Source organism: Noviherbaspirillum aerium (assembly GCF_008929045.1).
Classification (GTDB): Bacteria; Pseudomonadota; Gammaproteobacteria; order Burkholderiales; family Burkholderiaceae_D; genus Noviherbaspirillum; species Noviherbaspirillum aerium.
Genome location: NZ_VFAH01000002.1, coordinates 595001 through 616325 on the forward strand (window position 1 = coordinate 595001; position 21325 = coordinate 616325).

General features: G+C 59.8%; 13 protein-coding genes. 7 read left to right on the forward strand and 6 right to left on the reverse strand.

Features of this window, described 5'->3' with window-relative positions:
* Positions 1 to 183: 183 nt before the first annotated feature.
* Positions 184 to 2385 carry a putative bifunctional diguanylate cyclase/phosphodiesterase gene (locus FH061_RS05835; RefSeq protein ID WP_151633880.1) on the reverse strand — a complete coding sequence of 734 codons (2202 nt, stop codon included), beginning with the start codon at positions 2383 to 2385 and terminating at the stop codon, positions 184 to 186.
* 264 nt (positions 2386 to 2649) lie between these two features.
* On the opposite strand from FH061_RS05835, the gene FH061_RS05840 reads away from it, so the two are divergent.
* Both FH061_RS05840 and FH061_RS05845 read left to right on the forward strand, forming a co-directional pair.
* A complete protein-coding gene (locus tag FH061_RS05840; RefSeq protein ID WP_151633882.1) occupies positions 2650 to 3945 on the forward strand; it encodes a cation:proton antiporter in 1296 nt (431 codons plus the stop codon).
* A gap of 172 nt (positions 3946 to 4117) precedes the next feature.
* A complete protein-coding gene (locus FH061_RS05845) occupies positions 4118 to 6538 on the forward strand; it encodes a penicillin-binding protein 1A (protein WP_225984499.1) in 2421 nt (806 codons plus the stop codon).
* Positions 6539 to 7206: 668 nt separating this feature from the next.
* Here FH061_RS05845 and FH061_RS05850 read toward each other — a convergent pair.
* The 3 genes from FH061_RS05850 to FH061_RS05860 all read right to left on the reverse strand — a co-directional run bounded on the left by FH061_RS05850 (position 7207) and on the right by FH061_RS05860 (position 11283).
* Positions 7207 to 8820 (reverse strand): hypothetical protein, encoded by a 1614-nt coding sequence (locus FH061_RS05850; protein WP_151633884.1) that lies wholly within the window; start codon positions 8818 to 8820, stop codon positions 7207 to 7209.
* Positions 8821 to 9073: 253 nt separating this feature from the next.
* Entirely contained in the window at positions 9074 to 9829 is a 756-nt protein-coding gene (eutC, locus tag FH061_RS05855; protein WP_151633885.1) for an ethanolamine ammonia-lyase subunit EutC, read from the reverse strand.
* A gap of 50 nt (positions 9830 to 9879) precedes the next feature.
* Positions 9880 to 11283 carry an ethanolamine ammonia-lyase subunit EutB gene (locus FH061_RS05860; protein WP_151633886.1) on the reverse strand — a complete coding sequence of 468 codons (1404 nt, stop codon included), beginning with the start codon at positions 11281 to 11283 and terminating at the stop codon, positions 9880 to 9882.
* A 407-nt stretch (positions 11284 to 11690) separates the two neighbouring features.
* On the opposite strand from FH061_RS05860, the gene FH061_RS05865 reads away from it, so the two are divergent.
* The 5 genes from FH061_RS05865 (at position 11691) to cynS (ending at position 16872) form a co-directional block, all read left to right on the forward strand.
* A complete protein-coding gene (locus FH061_RS05865) occupies positions 11691 to 12830 on the forward strand; it encodes a TRAP transporter substrate-binding protein (protein WP_151633887.1) in 1140 nt (379 codons plus the stop codon).
* A 129-nt stretch (positions 12831 to 12959) separates the two neighbouring features.
* A complete protein-coding gene (locus tag FH061_RS05870) occupies positions 12960 to 13586 on the forward strand; it encodes a TRAP transporter small permease subunit (protein WP_151633888.1) in 627 nt (208 codons plus the stop codon).
* On the forward strand, positions 13583 to 15580 hold the full coding sequence (locus FH061_RS05875; protein WP_151633889.1) for a TRAP transporter large permease: 1998 nt from the start codon (positions 13583 to 13585) through the stop codon (positions 15578 to 15580). Before FH061_RS05870 ends, FH061_RS05875 begins: the two co-directional genes overlap by 4 nt.
* A gap of 625 nt (positions 15581 to 16205) precedes the next feature.
* Complete coding sequence (locus FH061_RS30320) at positions 16206 to 16373, forward strand: hypothetical protein (RefSeq protein ID WP_192804930.1); 168 nt, start codon at positions 16206 to 16208, stop codon at positions 16371 to 16373.
* Between the two features lie 55 nt (positions 16374 to 16428).
* Positions 16429 to 16872 carry a cyanase gene (cynS, locus tag FH061_RS05880; protein WP_151633891.1) on the forward strand — a complete coding sequence of 148 codons (444 nt, stop codon included), beginning with the start codon at positions 16429 to 16431 and terminating at the stop codon, positions 16870 to 16872.
* 116 nt (positions 16873 to 16988) lie between these two features.
* On the opposite strand, the gene FH061_RS05885 is transcribed toward cynS, so the two are convergent.
* Positions 16989 to 19574: a bifunctional aconitate hydratase 2/2-methylisocitrate dehydratase gene (locus FH061_RS05885; protein WP_151633893.1), complete on the reverse strand. Its 2586-nt coding sequence runs from the start codon at positions 19572 to 19574 to the stop codon at positions 16989 to 16991.
* A 429-nt stretch (positions 19575 to 20003) separates the two neighbouring features.
* Positions 20004 to 20654 carry a hypothetical protein gene (locus FH061_RS05890; RefSeq protein ID WP_151633895.1) on the reverse strand — a complete coding sequence of 217 codons (651 nt, stop codon included), beginning with the start codon at positions 20652 to 20654 and terminating at the stop codon, positions 20004 to 20006.
* Positions 20655 to 21325 lie beyond the last annotated feature (671 nt).

Genomic DNA, 21325 nt, shown 5'->3' on the forward strand with positions numbered 1-21325 from the left:
AGCGGTTCGGATTGGCGCCGAGGAGCGCACGTGTACGCAGGGTACGCCGAGCACCGCAGGCGCCAATCCGGATCGCGCAGCAGCTTATCAAACACAGCCTGGAGCGCTATCCTGAAAGGCGCTCCTGGAAGCTGCCAGGCGAGTCAAACAGGATGATCGGGCATGACGAGGGAAGCCGGCGCCTCACCACTGCCGGGCATACATGCTTTCGAATTTCTCGGCCGGCAAGGGGGCGCTGAAGTAGAAGCCCTGCACCTCGTCGCAGCCGTGCTCCTGGAGAAAAGCAAACTGTTCCTGCGTCTCGACGCCTTCGGCGATGACACGCTGGTTCAGGTTTCTCGCCAGGTCGATGATGGCGCAGGTGATGGCGGCATCGTCGCGGTTATGCGGCAGGTCGCGGATGAATGAACGGTCGATCTTCAGCGTATCGGCCGAGAACAGCTTGAGCTTGCTGAGGCTGGACGAGCCGGTGCCGAAGTCATCGATCGACACGCTCACGCCGAGCCCCTGCAGCTGGCGCATCAAGCCGATCGCATAATCAAAGTTTTGCATCACCGTGGTTTCGGTAATTTCCAGGTCGAGATAGGCGGGACTCAATCCGGTGGTCTTCAGGGCATGGTGCACGACATCGGCGAAATTCCCGCTGCGGAACTGCGCGGCCGAGACATTGACCGACACCGGCAGCGGCACATAGCCCGCATTCTGCCAGGCCTTGTTCTGGCGGCAGGCCTCTTCGAGCACCCATCTGCCGAGCGGCACGATCAGGCCGCTCTCCTCGGCAATGGGTATGAACTCCACCGGCGAAACCGGCTGCCGGCCATCGGTCGGCTTGAAGCGCACCAGCGCCTCGACGCCGATCAGGCGGCCGTTGCTGACCGATACCTTGGGCTGGTATTCAACCACGAAGCCGCCTTCGTCGAGCGCCATGCGCATCTGGCGCTCGATGCTGGCGCGGCGCACGGCTTCATGCGTCATGTGCGGCGCATAGAACTGGTAATTGCGCTTGCCCAGCGACTTGGCGTAATACATCGCCGCATCCGCATGTTCCATCAGCGTCTGCGGCTCCATGCCATCCTTGGGGAACACGCTGATGCCGATGCTGGCGGACAGGTACATTTCCTCTTCGCCCACCTTGTACGGCTGCTCGATGGCAGTGATGAGCTTGCCGGCGATGAGGCCGGCGTCGTCGGTGGCGCGGGTTTCCGCCAGCAGCACCACGAACTCATCCCCGCCCAGCCTGGCAACCGTGTCGGTTTCCCGCACCACCTCCCTGAGCCGCTGCCCGATTTGTATCAGCACGTTGTCGCCGGCCTGATGCCCATGGGTGTCATTGATCGGCTTGAAGCGGTCGAGGTCGATGAACAGCAGCGACACGCTGCCTGCCTTGCGGCCGGCCGCCTTGATGGCTTCACCCAGCCGTTCATTGAGCAGGACGCGGTTGGGCAGGCCGGTCAGCGCGTCATAGTGCGCAAGGCGCGCCGCCTTTTCCAGTGCCTGCACCTTTTCGGATTGCTTGATCGATACTAGGCGCTCGAAAGCCAGCAGGGAGCGCGCGCACCAGCCGACCACGATGGTCAGCACCAGCGCGATGATGATGGTTTCGATGGCCAGCGCAGTACGGATGTCGATCATTTCCGCCTCATGGCCGAACAGCACCAGCCAGTTCAGCAGCACCGGCGCGAGGATGGCCGTAGGCAGCAGCCGCCGCGCCGCCAGGCCCGCATAACTGCGGTTGGTGAAATAAAACATGAAACCCTGCTGTGCCTGCGACAGCAGGACGCCGATATTGAGGAGAATGAAGCAGATGATGGTGGGGATCGCGAGGCCGCCGAAGGCATTGAACTGATAGAGCGAAGCCAGTCCGTACAGGTAAGCCACGCCCAGACCGATCCAGACGCATGCGGAGACGGCGGCCAGCTTCACCGCGCGCGAGTTCCATTTCTTGTGCTGCAGCCCCAGCAGCGCCAGCCCGGCTGCAATGATGCCGCAGGAAGACGGCACGGACGTGCGGCCGGGAAACTGGTGCGGGGCGGCGAAAGGATCGCCTCGCAGCAGTTCATCAATACCGATATTGATATTCCATAGATATTGCGAGAGATTAAGCAGGCCGAGCACAACCATGATGACGGCCAGTCCCCGTCCCGCCGTCCTGACGGCCGGCCTTCGATGCCTGCCGATTTGGCACCAGAGCGACACGGCGCCGCAGGCCAGGGTGAAGATGGTGTTGATCTTCATCTGGTAAAAACCGGCGACAAAGCTTGTCAGGATGGGGCCATACCAGACCCATCCGACAAAACCCAATGTGCAGATACCCAGCACGGTCAGGCTGAGTATCTGGGCGATTCTGGAATAGCGGTCCGGCGAGAAAGAAAGAAGATGGTCCATTGGATTTGTCGATATTTCTAGATAGGACGAGCTTCCTTCCCTGTGGTTCCCTCACGACAACAACTTAAGCCACTTCTTTATGTTGCCTCATGGATTGTTCATGCGGCTGCACGAAATTCGCAAAGGGCATGCGAGGCGCAGCCCCTCCAGTGAACGTAGCAATCCGCATGGGCATGAGCCCTTTTCTGCACACTGACACGAAGAATTGAATAAAACACCACATCTGCGGTCATACGAGCTGATCCTGTTTCGCGATTGATTCCTATGACCAATGCCCAGTGGTTCCTGTTGATCGGCTTGTTGATGCTCGCGCGTGGACTTGCCGCCACCACTATCATGCGCTTGCCGATCACTTCGGCCATCTTTTATTTAAGCGTGGGCTTGCTGCTCGGCCCGACTTTCCTGGGCCTGTTCCACTTCGATCCCATCGAGCAATCGGGTGTGCTGGAGGTGTTTACCGAGATCGCGGTGCTGATCTCGCTGTTTTCCGCCGGGGTGAAGATGCCGGTGCCCCTGACCTTGAAACGCTGGGCGGCGCCAATCAGGCTGGCCTGGGTTTCGATGTCGATCACCGTCGGACTGGTTGCCGCCTTCTGTTATTTCGTCCTTGACCTGCCTATAGGCGCCGGCATCCTGCTGGGCGCCGTTCTTGCGCCGACCGATCCGGTGCTGGCAACCGATGTGCAGGTGCGGCATGCGGGGGACAAGGACCAGCTGCGCTTTGTCCTGACCTGCGAAGCCGGCATGAACGACGGCAGCGCCTTTCCCTTCGTCATGCTCGGCCTCGGCCTGCTCGGCCTGCACGAGATCGGGGAATTCGGCATCGAATGGCTGGTTCGCGACGTGCTGTGGGCCACCGTGGGCGCCATCCTGATCGGCGCCGCCGGCGGCGCCCTGCTGGCACGCCTGGGCTGGAAGCTGCGCGGCGGCAGCGCCAAGCATGAGGTGCTCGACGACCTCGTCGGCCTTGGCCTGATCGCGGTGGTGTACGGCTTGAGCATCTGGCTCAAGGCATGGGGCTTTCTCGCCGTGTTCTTTGCCGGGGTTGCGCTGCGCCATACCGAGCTGGTGCTGGCCGGCGCGCCGCGCGACAAGCAGGGTCTTCTGGAGCAGGATCCGGCGCGCACCGAGGCGGCAAGCGCCAACCCGAATAACGAGCCTCCGCTGATCGTCAGCGCCGAGGCGCTGGTCTTCAAGGAACACCTGGAGCGATTGTCCGAACTGGTCCTGGTGCTGCTCCTGGGCGGCATGATCGTACTCGGCACCTGGAGTTGGCGCGCCGCCGGCGTGGCCCTGTTCGTATTCTGCATCGCGCGTCCCGTCAGCGTCTGGATTGGCCTGATGGGTTCCAGCACTTCCCACCGCCTGCGCCAGATTACGGGCTGGTTCGGCGTCAGGGGCATCGGTTCGATTTATTACCTGATGTATTCGATACAGCATGGCCTCCAGGAAGAGCTGGCGCGGGAACTGACCCAGATCACGCTGACGGTGGTCATGCTGTCGATTTATGTGCACGGCATCAGCGTCAAGCCGCTGATGGATCGGTTCTGGCGACGATGATCCACGGCATGACTGATCGGACCGTCGCGTTGTCGACCGGGCGCGCCCGCGGCAAAGGGATGGCGGTTTCAGATCATGCGCTGAGTCAGCACGGTCAACAGTGCGTGATGCGATGATGCGGGCCTCGTCGCGGTGCATGCGATTTCATCCAACCAACCTGTCGGATTAGCATTTGCAAACAAACACGGTCAAGCCATCCGCATTCCGCCGCCTGCGGATCTACTTCATGTCGCTGCTGCGGCAGGCAATCGACTCCACCCTGCCGCTGCGCGCGCGCGTCCTTTCCGCATGCAAGGCGCTGGCGCTGCTGGGCTGCGCTGCCTTGCTGCTGCTGCTCGCCTATTCGCTTCTGCTGATCCCCTTCACTCCCAGCATCGGCGATCTGCGCAAGGCGAGGAACGAACAGCCGAGCGTGCTGATGTCGGCGGACGGCAAGCGCCTTGCCGTGTTCAACCGCCTCAACCGCGAATGGGTGCCGCTGAACCGGGTGTCTCCTCATGTCGTCAACGCGCTGGTCGCCACCGAGGACCACCGCTTTTACCAGCACTTCGGCATCGAGCCGCAGCGCATGGTGATCGGCGCGCTGCGGGCTCTGATCGGCGATCCGGAAGGCGGCTCGACCATCACCCAGCAATTGGCGCGCAACATGTATCCGAAGGAGATCGGCCGGCAGCCGCTGATCAACCGCAAGATCATGGAGGTCATCACCGCGCTCAAGATCGAGCACGCCTACTCCAAGAAGGAGATCCTGGAGACCTATCTCAACACGGTGCCCTTCCTGTACAACGCCTTCGGCATCGAGATGGCGGCGCGCACCTATTTCGACAAGCCGGCCAGCAAGCTCAGCCTGCTGGAAAGCGCCACCCTGGTCGGCATGCTCAAGGGCACCAGCTATTACAACCCGGTGCTCAATCCGCAGCGCGCCATCAAGCGCAGGAATGTCGTGCTGTCGCAGATGGTCAAGCGCAACGTGATCACGCAAGCCAGTTTCGATTCCCTGAAAACACGCCCGGTGGTGCTGGACTTCGAGCGCCAGCAGGAGGCGCTCGGGCCGGCGCCGCATTTCGCCCAGCATCTGCGCAAGTGGCTCATCGAATGGGCCGACCGCAACGACTACAACATCTACCAGGACGGACTGGTGGTGCAGACCACGATCGATTCCCGGCTGCAGGCCATGGCCAACCGCGCCGTCGAGCGCCAGCTCGAGCAGCTGCAGGCGGTGGCGGATGTGGAATGGTCGACGTCTTCCGAGCGCCTGCTGTCGGCCAGTGCCGACGCCTATGTCAGCCGGCGCCAGCGCACGCAGCCGTTCACCTATTTCTGGAGCAGCCGCCCGGAACTGATCAACGCTTTCATCCGCGAATCGCAGGCCTACTCCCGCCTGATCAATGCCGGCACGCCGGCCGACGCGGCACTGGCCGAACTGCGCGGCAATGCGGAATTCATTGCCCAGCTGAAGGCTCGCAAGACCCGGCTGGAAGCCGGCTTCATGGCGATCGATCCGGTCAGCTCGCATGTCCGGGCCTGGGTCGGCAGCCGTGATTTCGCGACCGACCAGTATGACCATGTCGGCGCGGCGCGCCGGCAGCCCGGCTCCACCTTCAAGCCCTTCGTCTATGGCGCCGCGCTGGAACAAGGCATGTCGCCCAACCGGAAATTCATGGATGCGCCCCTGGAGATGCGCCTGCCCGGCGGCGAAATCTGGCGGCCGGCCGATGTCACGCCGCCAACCGGCAAGCCCATGACGGTGCGCGAAGGACTGATCTATTCGAAGAACACCATCACCGCACGCATCATGCTGGAAGCCGGGCCGAAGGAAACCGCCGCGCTCGCCCGCAAGATGGGCGTGGCGCAAAGCCGGCTCGATCCGGTGCCGGCGCTGGCGCTCGGCACCAGTCCGGTCAGCCTGTTCGAGATGGTGACCGCCTACACCACGATCGCGGCCGGCGGCGAATACCGCAAGCCGCTGATGGTGACGCGCATCACCGACAAGGCCGGCAACGAACTCGCCAGCTTCGAGACCGATTCCCGGCGCGCCGCCTCGACCGAGACCACGGAGCAACTGATCGACATGCTGCGCGGCGCGGTCAACCAGGGCACGGCGCAGGGCATACGTTCGCGCTTCGGCATCCGCGCCGACGTCGCCGGCAAGACCGGCACCACCCAGGACAATGCCGACGGCTGGTTCATCCTGATGCATCCGCGCCTGGTGGCGGGTGCGTGGGTCGGATTCAACGATGCGCGGGTAACCATGCGCAGCAACCACTGGGGCCAGGGCGCGCACAATGCGCTGCCGGTGGTGGGCGACTTCTACCAGCAGGCGCTCGGCAGCAAAGTGGTCAACGCCGCCGCCCAATTCTCGCGTCCGAGCGAATCGCTGCTCGAACGGGCATGGGATTTCATCAGGAATCTGTCCGGCCCCGGCGACGATCCTGCGCCGCCGGCAGGCAGGGAAGAGCCGGGCTCGCCGCTGGATGCCGTACAGGGAACGATAGACCGCATGCGCGAGGTCGAGCGTACCTATCATGCATGGCGCGAGACGGTGGAGGATATCCTTGACCGTATCAAACGCTTGCTGAGTATTTTCGGATGAGCCTGTCGGAACGACGCGGGTCTGCGGACGAAGGCATGGCGAGGGGATAAAGCGAGCTGGGCAACTGCGGGCTGGCTGGTCACGCGCCAGTCATCCAATAGCTGCGGCAGCTGCGGCAACCGCTGCTCAATGGCAGCCCTGCTGCCATTCGGAGCAATGACAACAACATGGCGATCATCCCATGGCCTGTCATGCAGGCAAACTTCGACTCGCACATGCGCACGTGCATTTCCAGGATGCGCTTAGCCCCGTCCTTCCGTCGGCGACTTCGACCACAATTCACATTCGCTGACTTTTTTGTCATCACGCCGGCCGTGGTTTCGTTTCCAGCGTCCCGGATAAGTCGCGGGACCAGAACAGATCATGACGCTGTTGCGTTAGGCTGTGTTTGATCAGCGTTGCGAGCGGTTCGGATTGGCGCCGAGGAGCGCGCGCGTACGCAGGGTACGCCGAGCACCGCAGGCGCCAATCCGGATCGCGCAGCGGCTTATCAAACACGGCCTAGCGCGGTTTCACCCTGACCTGCCTGTCGACCCCGGCCAGATTGCCGCTGGCACTGCGTTGTGACTCCTTGCCATGGTCGAGTCATGTCGGGCCGTCACGCCTTGTTCCTGCGGAAATCGGCCTCGGCCTCGACTAGGGCGGTCAAGGCGAAACCGCGCTGGCATTTATGGCTTGGTACCAGGCGGTAATTCTTTAGGAGAAGGTTCAGGGAGTTTGATGGTGACTTTTCTTCTTGGCAATTCGGGGGCGGGAATTGCTTCCTTGCCGGGTGGCCTGATTTGCGTCCAATGCCTCGGGGTTTTATACAGTAGCACGTCTGCCCTGTCGATCCGCTCTTGCAGATTTTCCGTAGTCAATCGCTCTCTATTGCCGTCTTGGAATGCCGCAAGAGTGCCGTCGGCATCTATCATGACCACGGTGTACGACCGGTTTTCTGCAACCCTTGTCCACTGCACCAATTCATCTTCGCCTGCATACATCTCGGGTATCCGCTGGAACGCCGCATAGACCGTGCGTGGGATGGCATGGCGCCCTCTCATCAATGCCTCTGCCCGTCCTTCGAAGAAAGGCGTCTGGGAAAGGCCGGCGGCCAGCAGGTTGGCACAGTATCCCTCGGTTTTATCAGTATCTTTTTCGGTGATTTCCGCTATCTGGGACCGCACGTGTACAACTTCCTTACGTTCCAGATCCCTTCCATAGAGCGCGTGCAGCAGGCAGTCGCCACCTCCTGAATTTGGAATTAGCCTGCCGAGGGATGCAGGCTGTATTGCTGTCGGGATAGCCGAGGTGGCAGGCCGGGCGTTAAACAAAGGATCGGGACTCGCGTATTGATTGGCGAAATCCTGAGGAGCGGCCCGGTCCTCATCAATCGCGGGCCTTTCAACTGGTACGCCCAGCAACATGTTCATGAATTTGCTGACCATTGGATTCACATCCGAAACCGTTGCACTGATATGACTGATGCTCGGCTTGATGCTCCTCGTTTCCTGCGTGGGATCTGGATGCGTGTTCGCAGGTCTTTTCGGTGGGGACGAATTTCTTCTTATTTCCTCTTTTTTCTCTTCCTCCAACTTTTTTTCAATATAAGCTTTTAAAGTACCTAATTTTGACAATTCCGTTTTATTGAATTCGATGGTTCCAAAGATGTTCTTATAATTGTCATTAAAGTTTGTACGCGCGTTTTTCCTGACGGTTTTTTCCTTGCTTTGTTGTGCCTCCAGCAGCTCAGTGATCGCCGAGGAAAGCTTTTTAAACGCAGCCTCATCCATCTTCGACTGGTTCTTCATGTTCAGGTACATGACAGCCTCCATTCCCTCTCTATTCAGCACTACCATCGGCCTCGGCTTTTGTGCTGCGGCGTCAGGCTTCTTGCTTCGACGAAGCCCGCTTCCACAGGCCTCAATCAACTTGCGGAGGCGTCTTTCGCAAGCCCTGCCGGCATTGCGCACACGCACTAATGGCGTCTTCTTCGACGATGGGGCTGGAGCTTGTCCCTGCCCGGCGTTGCCGGCACTTGTCGAAGCAGATGGAAGCTGAACGGGCGCTTCCGGATGGCCGGGCACGGGTGGAACTGGTTGTTTTGAAAAACGAGACAAAGAAAAACGAGACACTTGAACCTCCAGATAACGGATATTGGCAACAAAGCCCCACTGAGTGGCGTCGATATCCGGATTGTTCCATTCGCCTTCCTGTATTTTTGCCGGGTTGACGACCCAACCGGCTATTTCCTGATGAGATCTGATGAAATGCTGCCGGCCGAACGCCTGATGCGGATGCAAGGCTTCACCCGATGATCCAACGACGCCTTCCGATCGCCAGCAACACGATAGGGCGAATGAAGACGGAACGTGAAAGGCATGAGGCAGGTATTGGCCGTCCCTTCCTTCTCTTCCTGGCGAGGCATCCGGGTGGCAGGCTCTGAACGGCGTTTGGGTCCCCGGAGGCTGCCGGGCTTTTGCCGTCCCTATATTTCCCTGTCGGTTTCCTCTCGCAACAAAATCGACGAGCAGGAAAGCCGGCAGCCCGATGTGCTTACTCGATGCCCTGACTGTCTTCCTTCAATCGCACGCCCGACAGCCGCAGGCGTAGCGCGGCTTGAAACAGATAGGCAAGCTTATGGGCTGCCGCTTCATAAGCGAGGCCTTCGGGCCGGATGTTGGAGATGCAATTGCGTTCGCTATCCATCCGGCCCGGCCGCGGCTGATAAGTCAGGTAGACGCCAAGGCTGTCGGGCGAACTCAGGCCGGGACGTTCGCCGATCAGTACCGCGACCAGCCTGGCGCCAAGCGCCTCGCCGATCTCGTCGCCGATGGCGACCCTGCCCTGGTGCACGATAACGACTGGGGTGCTTGCCCACTCGGTCGTGAAGCGCGCACGCAAGGCCTGCAGTAACGGCAGCGCGTGACGCTGTACCGCGACGGCCGACAAGCCGTCGGCGATCACCACGGCGAGTTCGCTGCCATGCGCCGCCTGCTCCAGCGCGGCTCGGCATTCTTCATGAAGCCGACGTCCCAGATCGGGGCGCCGCAGGTAGGTTTGCCGGTCGCAGGCAACGCTACGCGCGACAAGCGGCTGGAAGCCCGTCGTTCGCAGCTCGACGCATAGCTTGTCCGCGTCAAGCGCCTGGTGCACGGCATCGCGTGCCTGGGCGTGCGCCAGGCCGAAACGCAGCACTTCGCTGCAAGGCAGACTGTTGCCTGCGCGTCCCAGTGCGATGCGTGCACTGGTATGAGCGCGTAATTCCCCCCATGGATCGGGTTGGATCAATGCCTCTTTTGAATTGCTCATGCAGGGCTCCTTTGATGCGGAATCGCTCCGCCGTCTGCCACTATGTCCATTCACGTTGCGGAGGACAGAGGTACTGCGGACGCAAGGTGTTGCAGCAACGGATGTTTCGGCTGCGGCGTGCATAGTCTTCCGGCTGCATCGGTGATGCCGATGCGCCGCAGCCACTCCTCGAATTCCGGAGCGCGCTTCAAGCCAAGCACTTCGCGCAGATAAAGCGCGTCGTGAAACGACGTGCTCTGATAGTTGAGCATGATGTCGTCCGCGCCCGGCACGCCCATGATGAAATTGACGCCGGCCGCGCCGAGCAGCGTGAGCAGCGTATCCATGTCGTCCTGGTCCGCTTCGGCATGATTGGTGTAGCAGATGTCGCAGCCCATCGGCACGCCGAGCAGCTTGCCGCAGAAATGATCTTCGAGTCCGGCGCGGATGATCTGCTTGCCGTCGTACAGGTATTCGGGACCGATGAAGCCGACCACGGTATTGACGAGCAGGGGCTTGAGATCGCGCGCGACCGCATAGGCGCGTGCCTCGCAGGTCTGCTGATCGACGCCGTGATGCGCGCCTGCAGACAACGCGCTGCCCTGCCCCGTTTCAAGATACATCACATTGTCGCCCACGGTGCCGCGCCCGAGCGACAGCGCCGCTTCGCGCGCCTCGTGCAGCATGGACAGCGAAATGCCGAAGCCGGCATTGGCCTTCTCGGTGCCGGCAACCGACTGGAATACCAGGTCGACCGGCGCCCCCTGCTCGATGGCCTTGATCTGCGTGGTGACATGCGTGAGCACGCAGCTTTGCATGGGAATGTGAAAGCGGCAGCGCAGCTCGTCCATCATGCGCCAGAGATTCATCATGGTGGCCAGCGCATCGCTGGCGGGATTGATGCCGACCACGGCATCCCCGGCGCCATACATCAGGCCGTCGAGCATGCTGGCGCCGATGCCTCGCGCATCGTCGGTGGGATGGTTCGGCTGCAGGCGCACGGCGAGATGGCCGGGCAAGCCGATGGTGGTTCGGAAACGGGTGACGACACGGCATTTGCGCGCTGCCAGGATCAGGTCCTGGTTGCGCATGAGCTTGCTGACGGCGGCGGCCATCTCCGGCGTGATGCCGGCGGCACAAGCGGCCAGCGTCTCGCTGCCGGTGGCGTCGTGCAGCAGCCAGTCCCTGAATTCGCCGACCGTCAGATGCGCGATCGGTGCGAATGCAGTGCGGTCGTGGCTATCCAGGATCAGGCGCGTCACTTCATCGCTCTCGTAGGGAATCAGGGCTTCCTGAAGGAAGACCTGCAGCGGCAGATCGGCCAGGACCAGCCTGGCCGCCATTCTTTCGACGTCACTCTCCGACGCCAGTCCCGCAAGATGATCGCCTGCACGCGGCGGACTCGCCCTTGCCAGCAAGGTGGCGAGATCTGGAAATGTGTAGGTAATGGCGCCTATGCTGGTGCGATATGCCATAGAAGGTGTTTTTCCGGAGGCGGAATGAATGAAAGCAAGGTCGCCGCAGCGTCTTCTCCACGGTTCAGCTCATCCTGCATCGAAGACGTTGCTGCGTCGCACAAGATAGGCCTCCGGGGCTCCCGGAGGATCTCCGAATCATTCTGGGACGAAAGATATGGACGGACTTTGATCTAGGGCAGAACGAAAGTTCTACCCAGCTTCATTGTGACAAAGCACAAGGCGAATATGCACAGAATGCGCCCGAAAAAACGGGGTCGAAGATTGTATCCGTTTTTTCATGCTGCAATGCGGCTTGACTATTCATGCAAGGCGGGCAATCTTGGCATGCTTGTCCATGTGCATCAATATAGATACGAAACACAACGCAACTGACAAGTTTCGAATGGCAAAACTAGGAGACAACCATGAAGAACGGTAAGAAAGCAGTACAGGCAGATTCACGTCGTCGTTTTTTCGGCAAGGCGGCAGCGGGCACAACCGCACTGGCCATGCCGATGATCGCCACGGCACAAACTCCGACCCAGTTCCGCTTCCAGAGCACATGGCCCAGCAAGGACATCTTCCACGAGTATGCGAACGACTTCGCCAAGAAGGTCAACGACATGACGGGCGGAGAACTGAAGATTGAAGTGCTGCCCGCCGGTGCGGTGGTGCCTGCCTTTGGCCTGCTGGATGCGGTGTCCAAGGGGACGCTCGACGGCGGTCACGGCGTGATGGGCTACAACTACGGCAAGCAGGCGGCCATCGCCCTGTGGACCTCCGGCCCGGCCTACGGCATGGACGCCAACATGGTGCTGGCATGGCACAAGTACGGCGGCGGCAAGGAATTGCTGGCCAAGCTCTACGACTCGATCGGCGCCAATGTGGTGTCCTTCCTGACCGGCCCGATGCCCACCCAGCCGCTGGGATGGTTCAAAAAGCCAGTGACCAAGCGCGAGGATTTCAAGGGCTTGAAATACCGCACCAACGGCTTGGCGATCGACCTGTTCACTACGATGGGCGCGGCGGTGAATGCCTTGCCGGGCGGAGAAATCGTGCCGGCGCTCGACCGCGGCCTGCTCGACGGCGCCGAGTTCAACAATGCCTCCTCGGACCGCGTGCTCGGCTTCCCCGACGTATCCAAGGTCTGCATGCTGCAAAGCTTCCACCAGAGCTCGGAGCAGTTCGAAATCACCTTCAACAAGACCAAGTACAACGCCCTGCCCGGCAAGCTCAAGGCGATCATCGACAATGCGGTCGAGGCCGCTTCGGCGGACATGTCCTGGAAGGCAGTGGATCGCTATTCCCAGGATTACATCGCGCTGCAGACCAAGGACAACGTCAAGTTCTACAAGACGCCCGACTCGTTCCTGCAGGAGCAGCTGAAGGTGTGGGATGAAGTGATTGCCAAGAAGCGCGAAGGCAATCCGCTGTTCCAGGAAGTGGAAAAATCCATGCGCGCCTTCGCCGAGCGCGCAGTGAAGTGGGATATGGATACCAACAATCCGCGCCGCATGGCCTTCAATCATTACTTCGCCAAGAAGGCTACGCCAACGAAGAGCTAAGCCACTACCAGTCCGGCTGACCGACACCATTCGCGCATGCGGATGGTGTCGGCGCACGCACATGCCGGCAGGGTGTACTGAAATGCCGCCCCGAAAGGCCGGCAGTGTTTTCTTCCTTGGAGCTTCAACATGCAAAAACTCCTGCTCACCATTGACAGGATAAGCACGTGGATCGGCCATGCATTTTCCTGGCTCATCCTGGCGCTCACGTTACAGGTCGCGTGGGAAGTGTTCTCGCGCTATGTGCTGAATCAGCCCAATCCCTGGGCTTTCGATCTGATGATCATGATGTACGGCACGGTCTTCATGATGGCCGGCGCCTATACCCTGGCCAAGAACGGCCATGTGCGCGGCGACGTGCTCTATGGCTTTTTTCCGCCGCGGCTGCAGGCCGGGCTCGATCTGTTGCTGTACTTCGTCTTTTTCATTCCCGGGGTGGTCGCGCTGGTCTGGGCGGGCTATACCTTCGCCGAGGAATCCTGGGCGATCAGGGAAACCTCAAACATCACGGCCAACGGTCCCCCGCTGTATCCATTCAAGATAGTGATTCCGATCGCCGGCGCCTTCCTGCTTTTTCAGGGCCTGGTGGAGATTGTTCGTTGCGTCCAGTGCCTGCAACGGGGCGAGTGGCCGTCGCGTGAAGAGGATGTGGAAGAAGTCGATGTGGACAAACTCAAGGAAATGGTCAACGTCAGCGACAAGGAGATCGCCGACCTCGACAAATTCGTGACAAACCAGGACGGAGGACGTAAATGAGAAAGGAAGTCTGGTTTGGGCTGTCGATCATGACCATGATCGTCATTGCCATTTTCACCCTGATGCCGGCGCCGTCGGACATGACCAACGGCCATCTTGGCCTGTTGATGCTGGGTCTGATCGTGCTAGCCATCATGCTCGGATTCCCCACCGCATTCACGCTGATGGGCATGGGGGTGATGTTTACCTGGTTTGCGTATCGCAATGTCAATCCCGACATTGCCGTGCAGCAGACGCTGGACCTGATGGTGCAGCGCGCCTATGCGGTCATGGCCAACGATGTGCTGATATCGGTCCCACTGTTCGTGTTCATGGGCTACCTGGTCGAACGCGCGAACCTGATTGACAGGCTGTTCAAGAGTCTGCATCTGGCAATGGCCAGATTGCCTGGCTCGCTGGCAGTTGCGACCGTGATCACCTGCGCCATCTTCGCTACCGCGACTGGCATCGTCGGTGCCGTCGTGACGCTGATGGGCCTGCTGGCGATGCCGGCCATGCTCAAGGCCGGCTACAACGTCAAGCTGGCCGCAGGCGCGATCACGGCGGGCGGCTGCCTTGGCATCCTGATCCCGCCTTCCGTCCTGCTGATCGTCTATGGCGCAACGGCGGGGGTTTCGGTAGTCAAGCTGTATGCCGGCGCATTCTTCCCCGGCATCATGCTGGCGCTGCTGTATGTCGGCTATGTGATCATCATTGCCAAGATCAAGCCGCATTGGGCTCCGCCGCTGCCGGAACAGGACAGGATGGTCCCGCTGCCAAGCTACGTGCCGGCGATCGGCCGTACCGGCCGCAGCAATGCCTTCGGCAGCCTGATCACCGCGCTGAAGGGGCGGTCCAATGCAGCAGTACCAATGCGTGTCATCCTGTCGCAACTGTTCGTCGCGCTGCTACCGGCGCTGGCATTCGCTGCCATCATGGGATTCGCCTATCAGACGGTAACGCAACAGAAGGCGGCTGCCGATACGGAACTCATCGAAATGGGCACCGGCTTCAACGGTGGCGGCACCGAAGCGGGAAGCGACAGCGGACTGGCCGAACCGCCGGTCGAGGGCGGTCTGGCGGAGCCTCAGGTTGAAGGCGGGCTTGCCGAACCGCCGCAGGAAGGTGAATCGAAGGCACAGCCTTCGGCCAGTGCCGGTACCGGTGCCAGCGACGCGCAAGCGGCGAAGGAGGCAGCCCCGGCGGCTTCAGCAACAACGCCACCTGCCTCGCCTGCGCAAGCCGCCGAAGAGGAAGGCGTCAAGGCACCGTCCGGCTACTGGATCGCCTTTGCCATCGGGCTGGCCGCACTTGCCATCTTCTATGCGGTGCTCAGCTTTGCACGCCTTGAAATTTTCAAGATGCTGCTTGGTTCGTTCTTCCCGCTGGCCTTGCTGATTCTTGCGGTGCTCGGCGCCATCGTCTTCGGCCTGGCAACGCCGACGGAAGCCGCCGCGATGGGGTCGATGGGCGGTCTGCTGCTGGCCGCGGCGTATCGCCGGCTCAATTTCGGCGTGCTCAGGGAATCGGTGTATCTGACAGCCAAGACCAGCGCGATGGTGTGCTGGCTGTTTGTCGGCTCCAGCATCTTCTCGGCGGCGTTCGCGCTGCTGGGCGGACAGGAAATCATCAACAACTGGGTGCTGTCGATGGACCTGACGCCGATCCAGTTCATGATCCTGGCGCAGGTCGTCATCTTCCTGCTCGGCTGGCCGCTGGAATGGACCGAGATCATCGTGATCTTCATGCCGATCTTCATTCCGCTGCTGCCGCATTTCAATATCGACCCGCTGTTCTTCGGCCTGCTGGTCGCCTTGAATCTGCAGACAGCCTTCCTGTCGCCGCCGGTCGCGATGGCCGCGTTCTATCTGAAGGGCGTATCGCCACCGCATGTCACGCTGAACCAGATCTTCCTAGGCATGCTGCCATTCATGGCGATACAGGTCTTCGCGCTGATTCTGCTGTACACCTTCCCGGCGATCGGGCTGTGGCTGCCTGAGTTGCTGTACAAGTAAACGCCTGACAAGCACGCGGCTGGCGCATTCTCACCCGCCAGCCGCAGCCAATCACCCGCTGTTGCCCGACACGGCCCAAGGTTGAAGGGCCTGTGCCTCAATCTCTTACCTCCTGCAGTAGTGAAACTCGCTTAAGAGCAAGCGCCACAGATCAGAGCGTTTTCGCCTTGACCGGCCTAGAGCGGATTGCAGGTGGGTGTATGGAAGAATCGGTTTGCCCTGGGGGATGCAGGGCAAGGCGGGAGGAGCGCCGTGCGGCGGGCCACACCAGCGACGAACAACGCGGCCATGCGCCCAGGGCAAGCCGAGGCGACCGACCATTCACCTGCAATCCGCTCTCGGGCCTGTTCACACTTGATTCGGGAGTGCGAAGGCACCGTAGGCGCGGATCCGTACCCGGACCACACATCAGCTTATCGAACACAGCCTAGCCGAACAATAAACGGCAGACATCGCCATTCTCACCGCGCTTCTCTCGGCTCATCAAAACAGAGCGTAAAGCAAGGCAAACACGCCATATCGCACCTGCCCGGTGCGCCAACATGCGTCGGGCGGGTGCATCAACAAGAAGTTGCGTACTCCGACGCAGGCATGTTGATTGCTCTAGTGCCAGGCAGGGCCGTTCTTGCGTCAGCCCATCAAAACGGCCGGCGTGAAACCCGCAGACTTACATGCCGAGCTTAGCGGCATGCTGCCGAACGTCGCTCTTTCCGGCATCAGCTTCACCGATGGGCCGGGAGACGGCCATATACGAATTCGCGATCCGTTATGGCTGGCCCAATCCATCGCCTGAACGCTTTGGTTGCCCGAGTTACTGCAGTATTTGATATTCAATCCCAGGAGCCGCGATGGACCGTCATGAAGTCACCAAAAAAATCATTTCCGCCAAGGTCGCAAAGAAGATGCGCTGGGGCGACATCGCCGAGAAGATTGGCCAGAGCAAGGAGTGGACAACCGCCGCGATGCTTGGCCAGATGACGCTCGATGCGAAACAGGCAGCCCTCGCCAAGGAGCTGTTCGAACTGACCGACGAGGAAACCGCCTGGCTACAGATCGCTCCCTACAAGGGTTCGCTGCCTACCGCAGTGCCTACCGACCCGCTGATCTACCGCTGGTATGAAATCGTTAGCGTGTATGGTGCAACCATCAAGGAGCTGATCCATGAGGAATTCGGTGACGGCATCATGAGCGCGATCGACTTTTCCATGGATATCCAGCGGGAGGCGGATCCGAAGGGTGACCGTGTACAAGTCGTCCTGAGCGGCAAATTCCTGCCTTACAAGAGCTATTAAGAGCTATTGATTTTTTCCGACAAAAAACAAAGGCCCGCATTCCTGCGGGCCTTTGTTACGTGCTGCATCCTGTGCTTGCAGAACCTATACGGGCTGCAAGCGCATCAATGCCGACCTCAGACCTTGACGGACTCGGCCACGTCGCTGAACTCCTTGAGCTTGTCGAAGTTCATGTAACGGTAGATGTTGGCGGCATGCTTGTCGATGACGCCGGTATGCTCCATGTACTCCGCCTTGGTCGGAATCTTGCCAAGGGCCGAGCAGACCGCAGCCAGTTCGGCCGAGCCGAGGTAGACGCGCGTATCAAGACCGAGACGGTTCGGGAAGTTGCGCGTGGAGGTTGACATCACTGTCGCACCCTTGCGCACCTGCGCCTGGTTACCCATGCACAGCGAGCATCCGGGCATTTCCATGCGCGCGCCCGTACGGCCCAGCGTACCGTAATGACCTTCCTCGGTCAGCACCTGCTGATCCATCTTGGTCGGAGGCGCAATCCACAAGCGGACCGGGATATCGGTCTTGCCCTCCAGCAGCTTGGAGGCCGCACGGAAGTGGCCGATATTGGTCATGCAGGAGCCGACGAACACTTCGTCGATCTTGTCGCCGGCGACTTCGGACAGCGTCTTCACATCGTCCGGATCGTTCGGGCAGGCCACGATCGGCTCGTGGATGTCTGCCAGGTCGATCTCGATGACGGCTGCGTATTCCGCGTCCGCATCGGGGGCGAGCAATTCCGGTTTCGCGAGCCAGCTTTCCATCGCCTTGATGCGGCGCTCCAGCGTGCGCCTGTCCTGGTAGCCGTTGGCGATCATCCATTTCATCAGCGTGATGTTCGAGTTCATGTACTCGATGATCGGCTCTTTGTCGAGATGCACCGTGCAGCCTGCGGCCGAACGCTCGGCGGAAGCGTCCGACAGCTCGAACGCCTGTTCGACTTTCAGCTGCGGCAGGCCTTCGATTTCGAGAATGCGACCGGAGAAGATGTTCTTCTTGCCCTTCTTCTCGACGGTCAGCAGGCCCTGACGGATGGCGTACAGCGGAATCGCATTGACCAGATCACGCAGCGTCACGCCTGGCTGCATTTCGCCCTTGAAGCGTACCAGCACGGATTCAGGCATGTCCAGCGGCATGACGCCGGTGGCTGCTGCAAACGCGACCAGTCCGGAGCCCGCCGGGAACGAAATACCAATCGGGAAGCGGGTATGCGAGTCGCCGCCCGTGCCCACGGTGTCAGGCAGCAGGAGACGGTTGAGCCATGAGTGAATCACGCCGTCACCGGGGCGCAGCGACACGCCGCCACGGTTGGAAATGAATTTCGGCAGTTCCTGATGAGTCTTGACGTCAACCAGTTTCGGATACGCTGCGGTATGGCAGAAAGACTGCATCACCAGGTCGGCGGAGAAGCCGAGGCAAGCGAGGTCTTTCAGCTCGTCGCGGGTCATCGGGCCGGTTGTATCCTGGGAACCGACTGTCGTCATCTTCGGTTCGCAGTAGGTTCCGGGACGGATGCCCTTGCCTTCGGCCAGACCGCATGCGCGGCCGACCATTTTCTGTGCCAGCGAGAAGCCCTTGCCGGAATCAACGGGATTCTGCGGCAGGCGGAACAGTGTCGAGGGTGCCAGGCCGAGCGCTTCGCGGGCCTTGGAAGTCAGGCCGCGGCCGATGATCAACGGGATGCGACCGCCGGCACGCACTTCGTCGAAGAGCACGTCGGACTTGACGGTAAATTCGGAAATCACTTCGCCGTTCTTGAGCGCCTTGCCCTCATACGGACGCAGTTCAACGACGTCGCCCATGTCCATCTTGGAGACATCGAGTTCAATCGGCAATGCGCCGGCATCTTCCATCGTGTTGTAGAAGATCGGGGCAATCTTGTTGCCGAGGCAGACGCCACCGAACCGCTTGTTCGGAATGTAGGGGATGTCTTCGCCGGTGAACCACAGCACCGAGTTGGTGGCGGACTTGCGGGAAGACCCGGTACCCACCACGTCGCCAACATAGGCGACCAGGTTACCCTTGGCCTTGAGCGCCTCGATCTGTTTGATCGGACCGATCTTGCCGGGCTCGTCGGCATTGATGCCGGCACGCGGATTCTTCAGCATGGCAAGTGCATGCAGAGGAATGTCCGGACGGGTTGTCGCATCCGGGGCCGGAGACAGGTCATCGGTATTGGTCTCACCGGTGACTTTGAAAACCGTGATGGTCATGCTCTTGGGCACTTCGGGACGGGAAGTGAACCACTCGGCATCCGCCCATGACTGCAGAACCGCCTTGGCGTTCGCACTGCCCTTGTCGGCGAGTTCCTTGACGTCATGGAAATAGTCGAACATCAGCAAGGTCTTTTTCAAACCTTCAGCGGCGACCGTTCCGACTTCAGCATCGTCGAGCACATCGATCATTGGTTTGATGTTGAAACCACCGAGCATGGTGCCGAGCAGGCGCGTTGCTTCCTTACGTGAAATCAAAGCACAGGAGTCTTCACCCTTTGCCAGCTTTTCCAAAAAGGCAGCCTTGACCTTGGCTGCATCGTCCACGCCGGCCGGCACGCGATAGGTGATCAATTCCACCAGAAACTGCTCTTCACCCGCGGGCGGATTTTTCAGCAGCGCAACCAGCTCTTCGGTCTGCTTGGCGGACAAGGGAAGCGGCGGAATGCCTAGCGCAGCGCGTTCGGCGACGTGTTGACGGTAAGTTTCTAGCATGGGGCGCCCTTCGGTGACGTGATTGAACAGAGGCGAAGAGAGTACTTCCGGTACAGGCTGACGGAGCATGATGCCTGGCCCCGGATACTTCGTCCTGACGCGGCATTGCGGCTAGGACAACTCTTCTATAAGACATAAGAGTTTATCCGAAAATCTGCAGGAAATCCCGAAAGACAAAAAATTTTTCCGGCTTGAAGCACCGCGCCGCAACGTTGCTCGAAGATAAGCCGACTTGTTTTGGCTCTCGGTCACTATTCGGCTCCAGGCATGTGCCCGAAACATGCGGCTTGTCAACTGCTTGATTGGATGGCTGGTGTGAAGTCCGGCACGCCGTGTCCATGGCGTCCGGTATGGGAGACCTCTGACATGAGGTTTCAAAATCCGGCATGCCTCGCTTGCTTCCTTTATAAGAAACTGGGCATGGCTCATTCACCTGGAATTGGAGATCTCCCGCCTTAAGGCTTCAATATTTTTCCTGTACCTGCGAAGAATCTCTCCCGGCGCATTGCGAGCCTCCGCTTCGGCCAACGCGGTTTGTTCCGATTGCAGTTCATTATTGAGGATGGAAAGCCTTTCGCTATCCCGCGTCTTTTGTACTATGGGTGAAATTCGTGGATAGTCAACCGAGCTGGTTGGGCTGATCTGAGTGCTGACACCGGTTTCCGATAAGGGAATTGGCGGAGATACTGCATCCTGAATCGGCGTGGAGAGCTTCGACTTCGGTGGTTCGATTTTCGGAAGCTCGATCGTATTTCCCGGCTCTGGCTTCTTCGGCAGCTCAACACTTTTCAGCAGCTCTGGTTTGGCTGTCAATGGGCGTATCTCCTGAATCGGCGTGGAAATTTTGGACTTCGGTAGATCGCTCCTTGGAAGCTCGATTACATTTGCCGGCTCTGGCTTTTTCGGCGGTTCAGCTGGCTTCGGCAGCTCCGGCTTGGCAGCCGACGGGCGTATTGGCATATTGCTATAAATGGTCACACGATTAGCCTCATCTTCGAGCTTGTAGATTCTTGCATTCAGCGGGAAGGCTGCTACAGCCGCGCATAACAACAATAGGCGAGAAATACGATTTGATCTCATTGCATATACCTACACTTCGCGTGCTTGCATTGGTTGATGATCATCGCAGAGGCAGGGTAATCGGCATTTGCGCTGCCGCGATCGATTGATGACGCTGAAGCTATTGGTTTCTCATAGTCGTCGTCTTCTGACGGCTCGGTCAGCGGCTCGCGCATGCACAGGCGATATGAAAACATAAGTTGCAAACTCTGCTCGAAACGTGCTGGTGAGTGGCTTATGTTTCGAACAAGTTCCAAGCGATTCACTAGAGCGGATTGCGGGTGAGTGTATGGAAGATTCGACTTGCCTTGGGATGCAAGGTGAAGCGGGAAGAGCGTTGTGTGGCGGGCCACGCAAGCAACGAACAATGCGGCCATGCATCCAAGGCACGCCGAGGAGACCGACCATTCACCCGCAATCTGCGCTAGGTTTTGCAGAGTTTATGAAGAAATCTACGGGGCTACTTCAATCGGATAATCTGTGGAGCATTTTGGTTAAGATGGCGTTGCTGCATGCACCATAAGCATGTCCACCCTACCAGACCGTCGATTGCTGCCCCCTATGCGGCATGCATTGCGCACGCGCAAAGCAAACAGCCCTGCGTCCATGAGGAGGCAGGGCTGATGCGGTAGAACTAGCCTGACGATGACCTACTTTCACACTGGTTGCAGCACTATCATCGGCGCAAAGTC

Excerpts from the sequence above, each read along its gene's own strand:
- FH061_RS05835 (WP_151633880.1), bottom strand. The coding sequence starts at position 2,385 with ATGGACCATCTTCTTTCTTTCTCGCCGGACCGCTATTCCAGAATCGCC.
- FH061_RS05840 (WP_151633882.1), top strand. The coding sequence starts at position 2,650 with ATGACCAATGCCCAGTGGTTCCTGTTGATCGGCTTGTTGATGCTCGCG.
- eutC (WP_151633885.1), bottom strand. The coding sequence starts at position 9,829 with ATGAGCAATTCAAAAGAGGCATTGATCCAACCCGATCCATGGGGGGAA.
- FH061_RS05860 (WP_151633886.1), bottom strand. The coding sequence starts at position 11,283 with ATGGCATATCGCACCAGCATAGGCGCCATTACCTACACATTTCCAGAT.
- FH061_RS05865 (WP_151633887.1), top strand. The coding sequence starts at position 11,691 with ATGAAGAACGGTAAGAAAGCAGTACAGGCAGATTCACGTCGTCGTTTT.
- FH061_RS05870 (WP_151633888.1), top strand. The coding sequence starts at position 12,960 with ATGCAAAAACTCCTGCTCACCATTGACAGGATAAGCACGTGGATCGGC.
- FH061_RS05875 (WP_151633889.1), top strand. The coding sequence starts at position 13,583 with ATGAGAAAGGAAGTCTGGTTTGGGCTGTCGATCATGACCATGATCGTC.
- cynS (WP_151633891.1), top strand. The coding sequence starts at position 16,429 with ATGGACCGTCATGAAGTCACCAAAAAAATCATTTCCGCCAAGGTCGCA.
- FH061_RS05885 (WP_151633893.1), bottom strand. The coding sequence starts at position 19,574 with ATGCTAGAAACTTACCGTCAACACGTCGCCGAACGCGCTGCGCTAGGC.
- FH061_RS05890 (WP_151633895.1), bottom strand. The coding sequence starts at position 20,654 with ATGAGATCAAATCGTATTTCTCGCCTATTGTTGTTATGCGCGGCTGTA.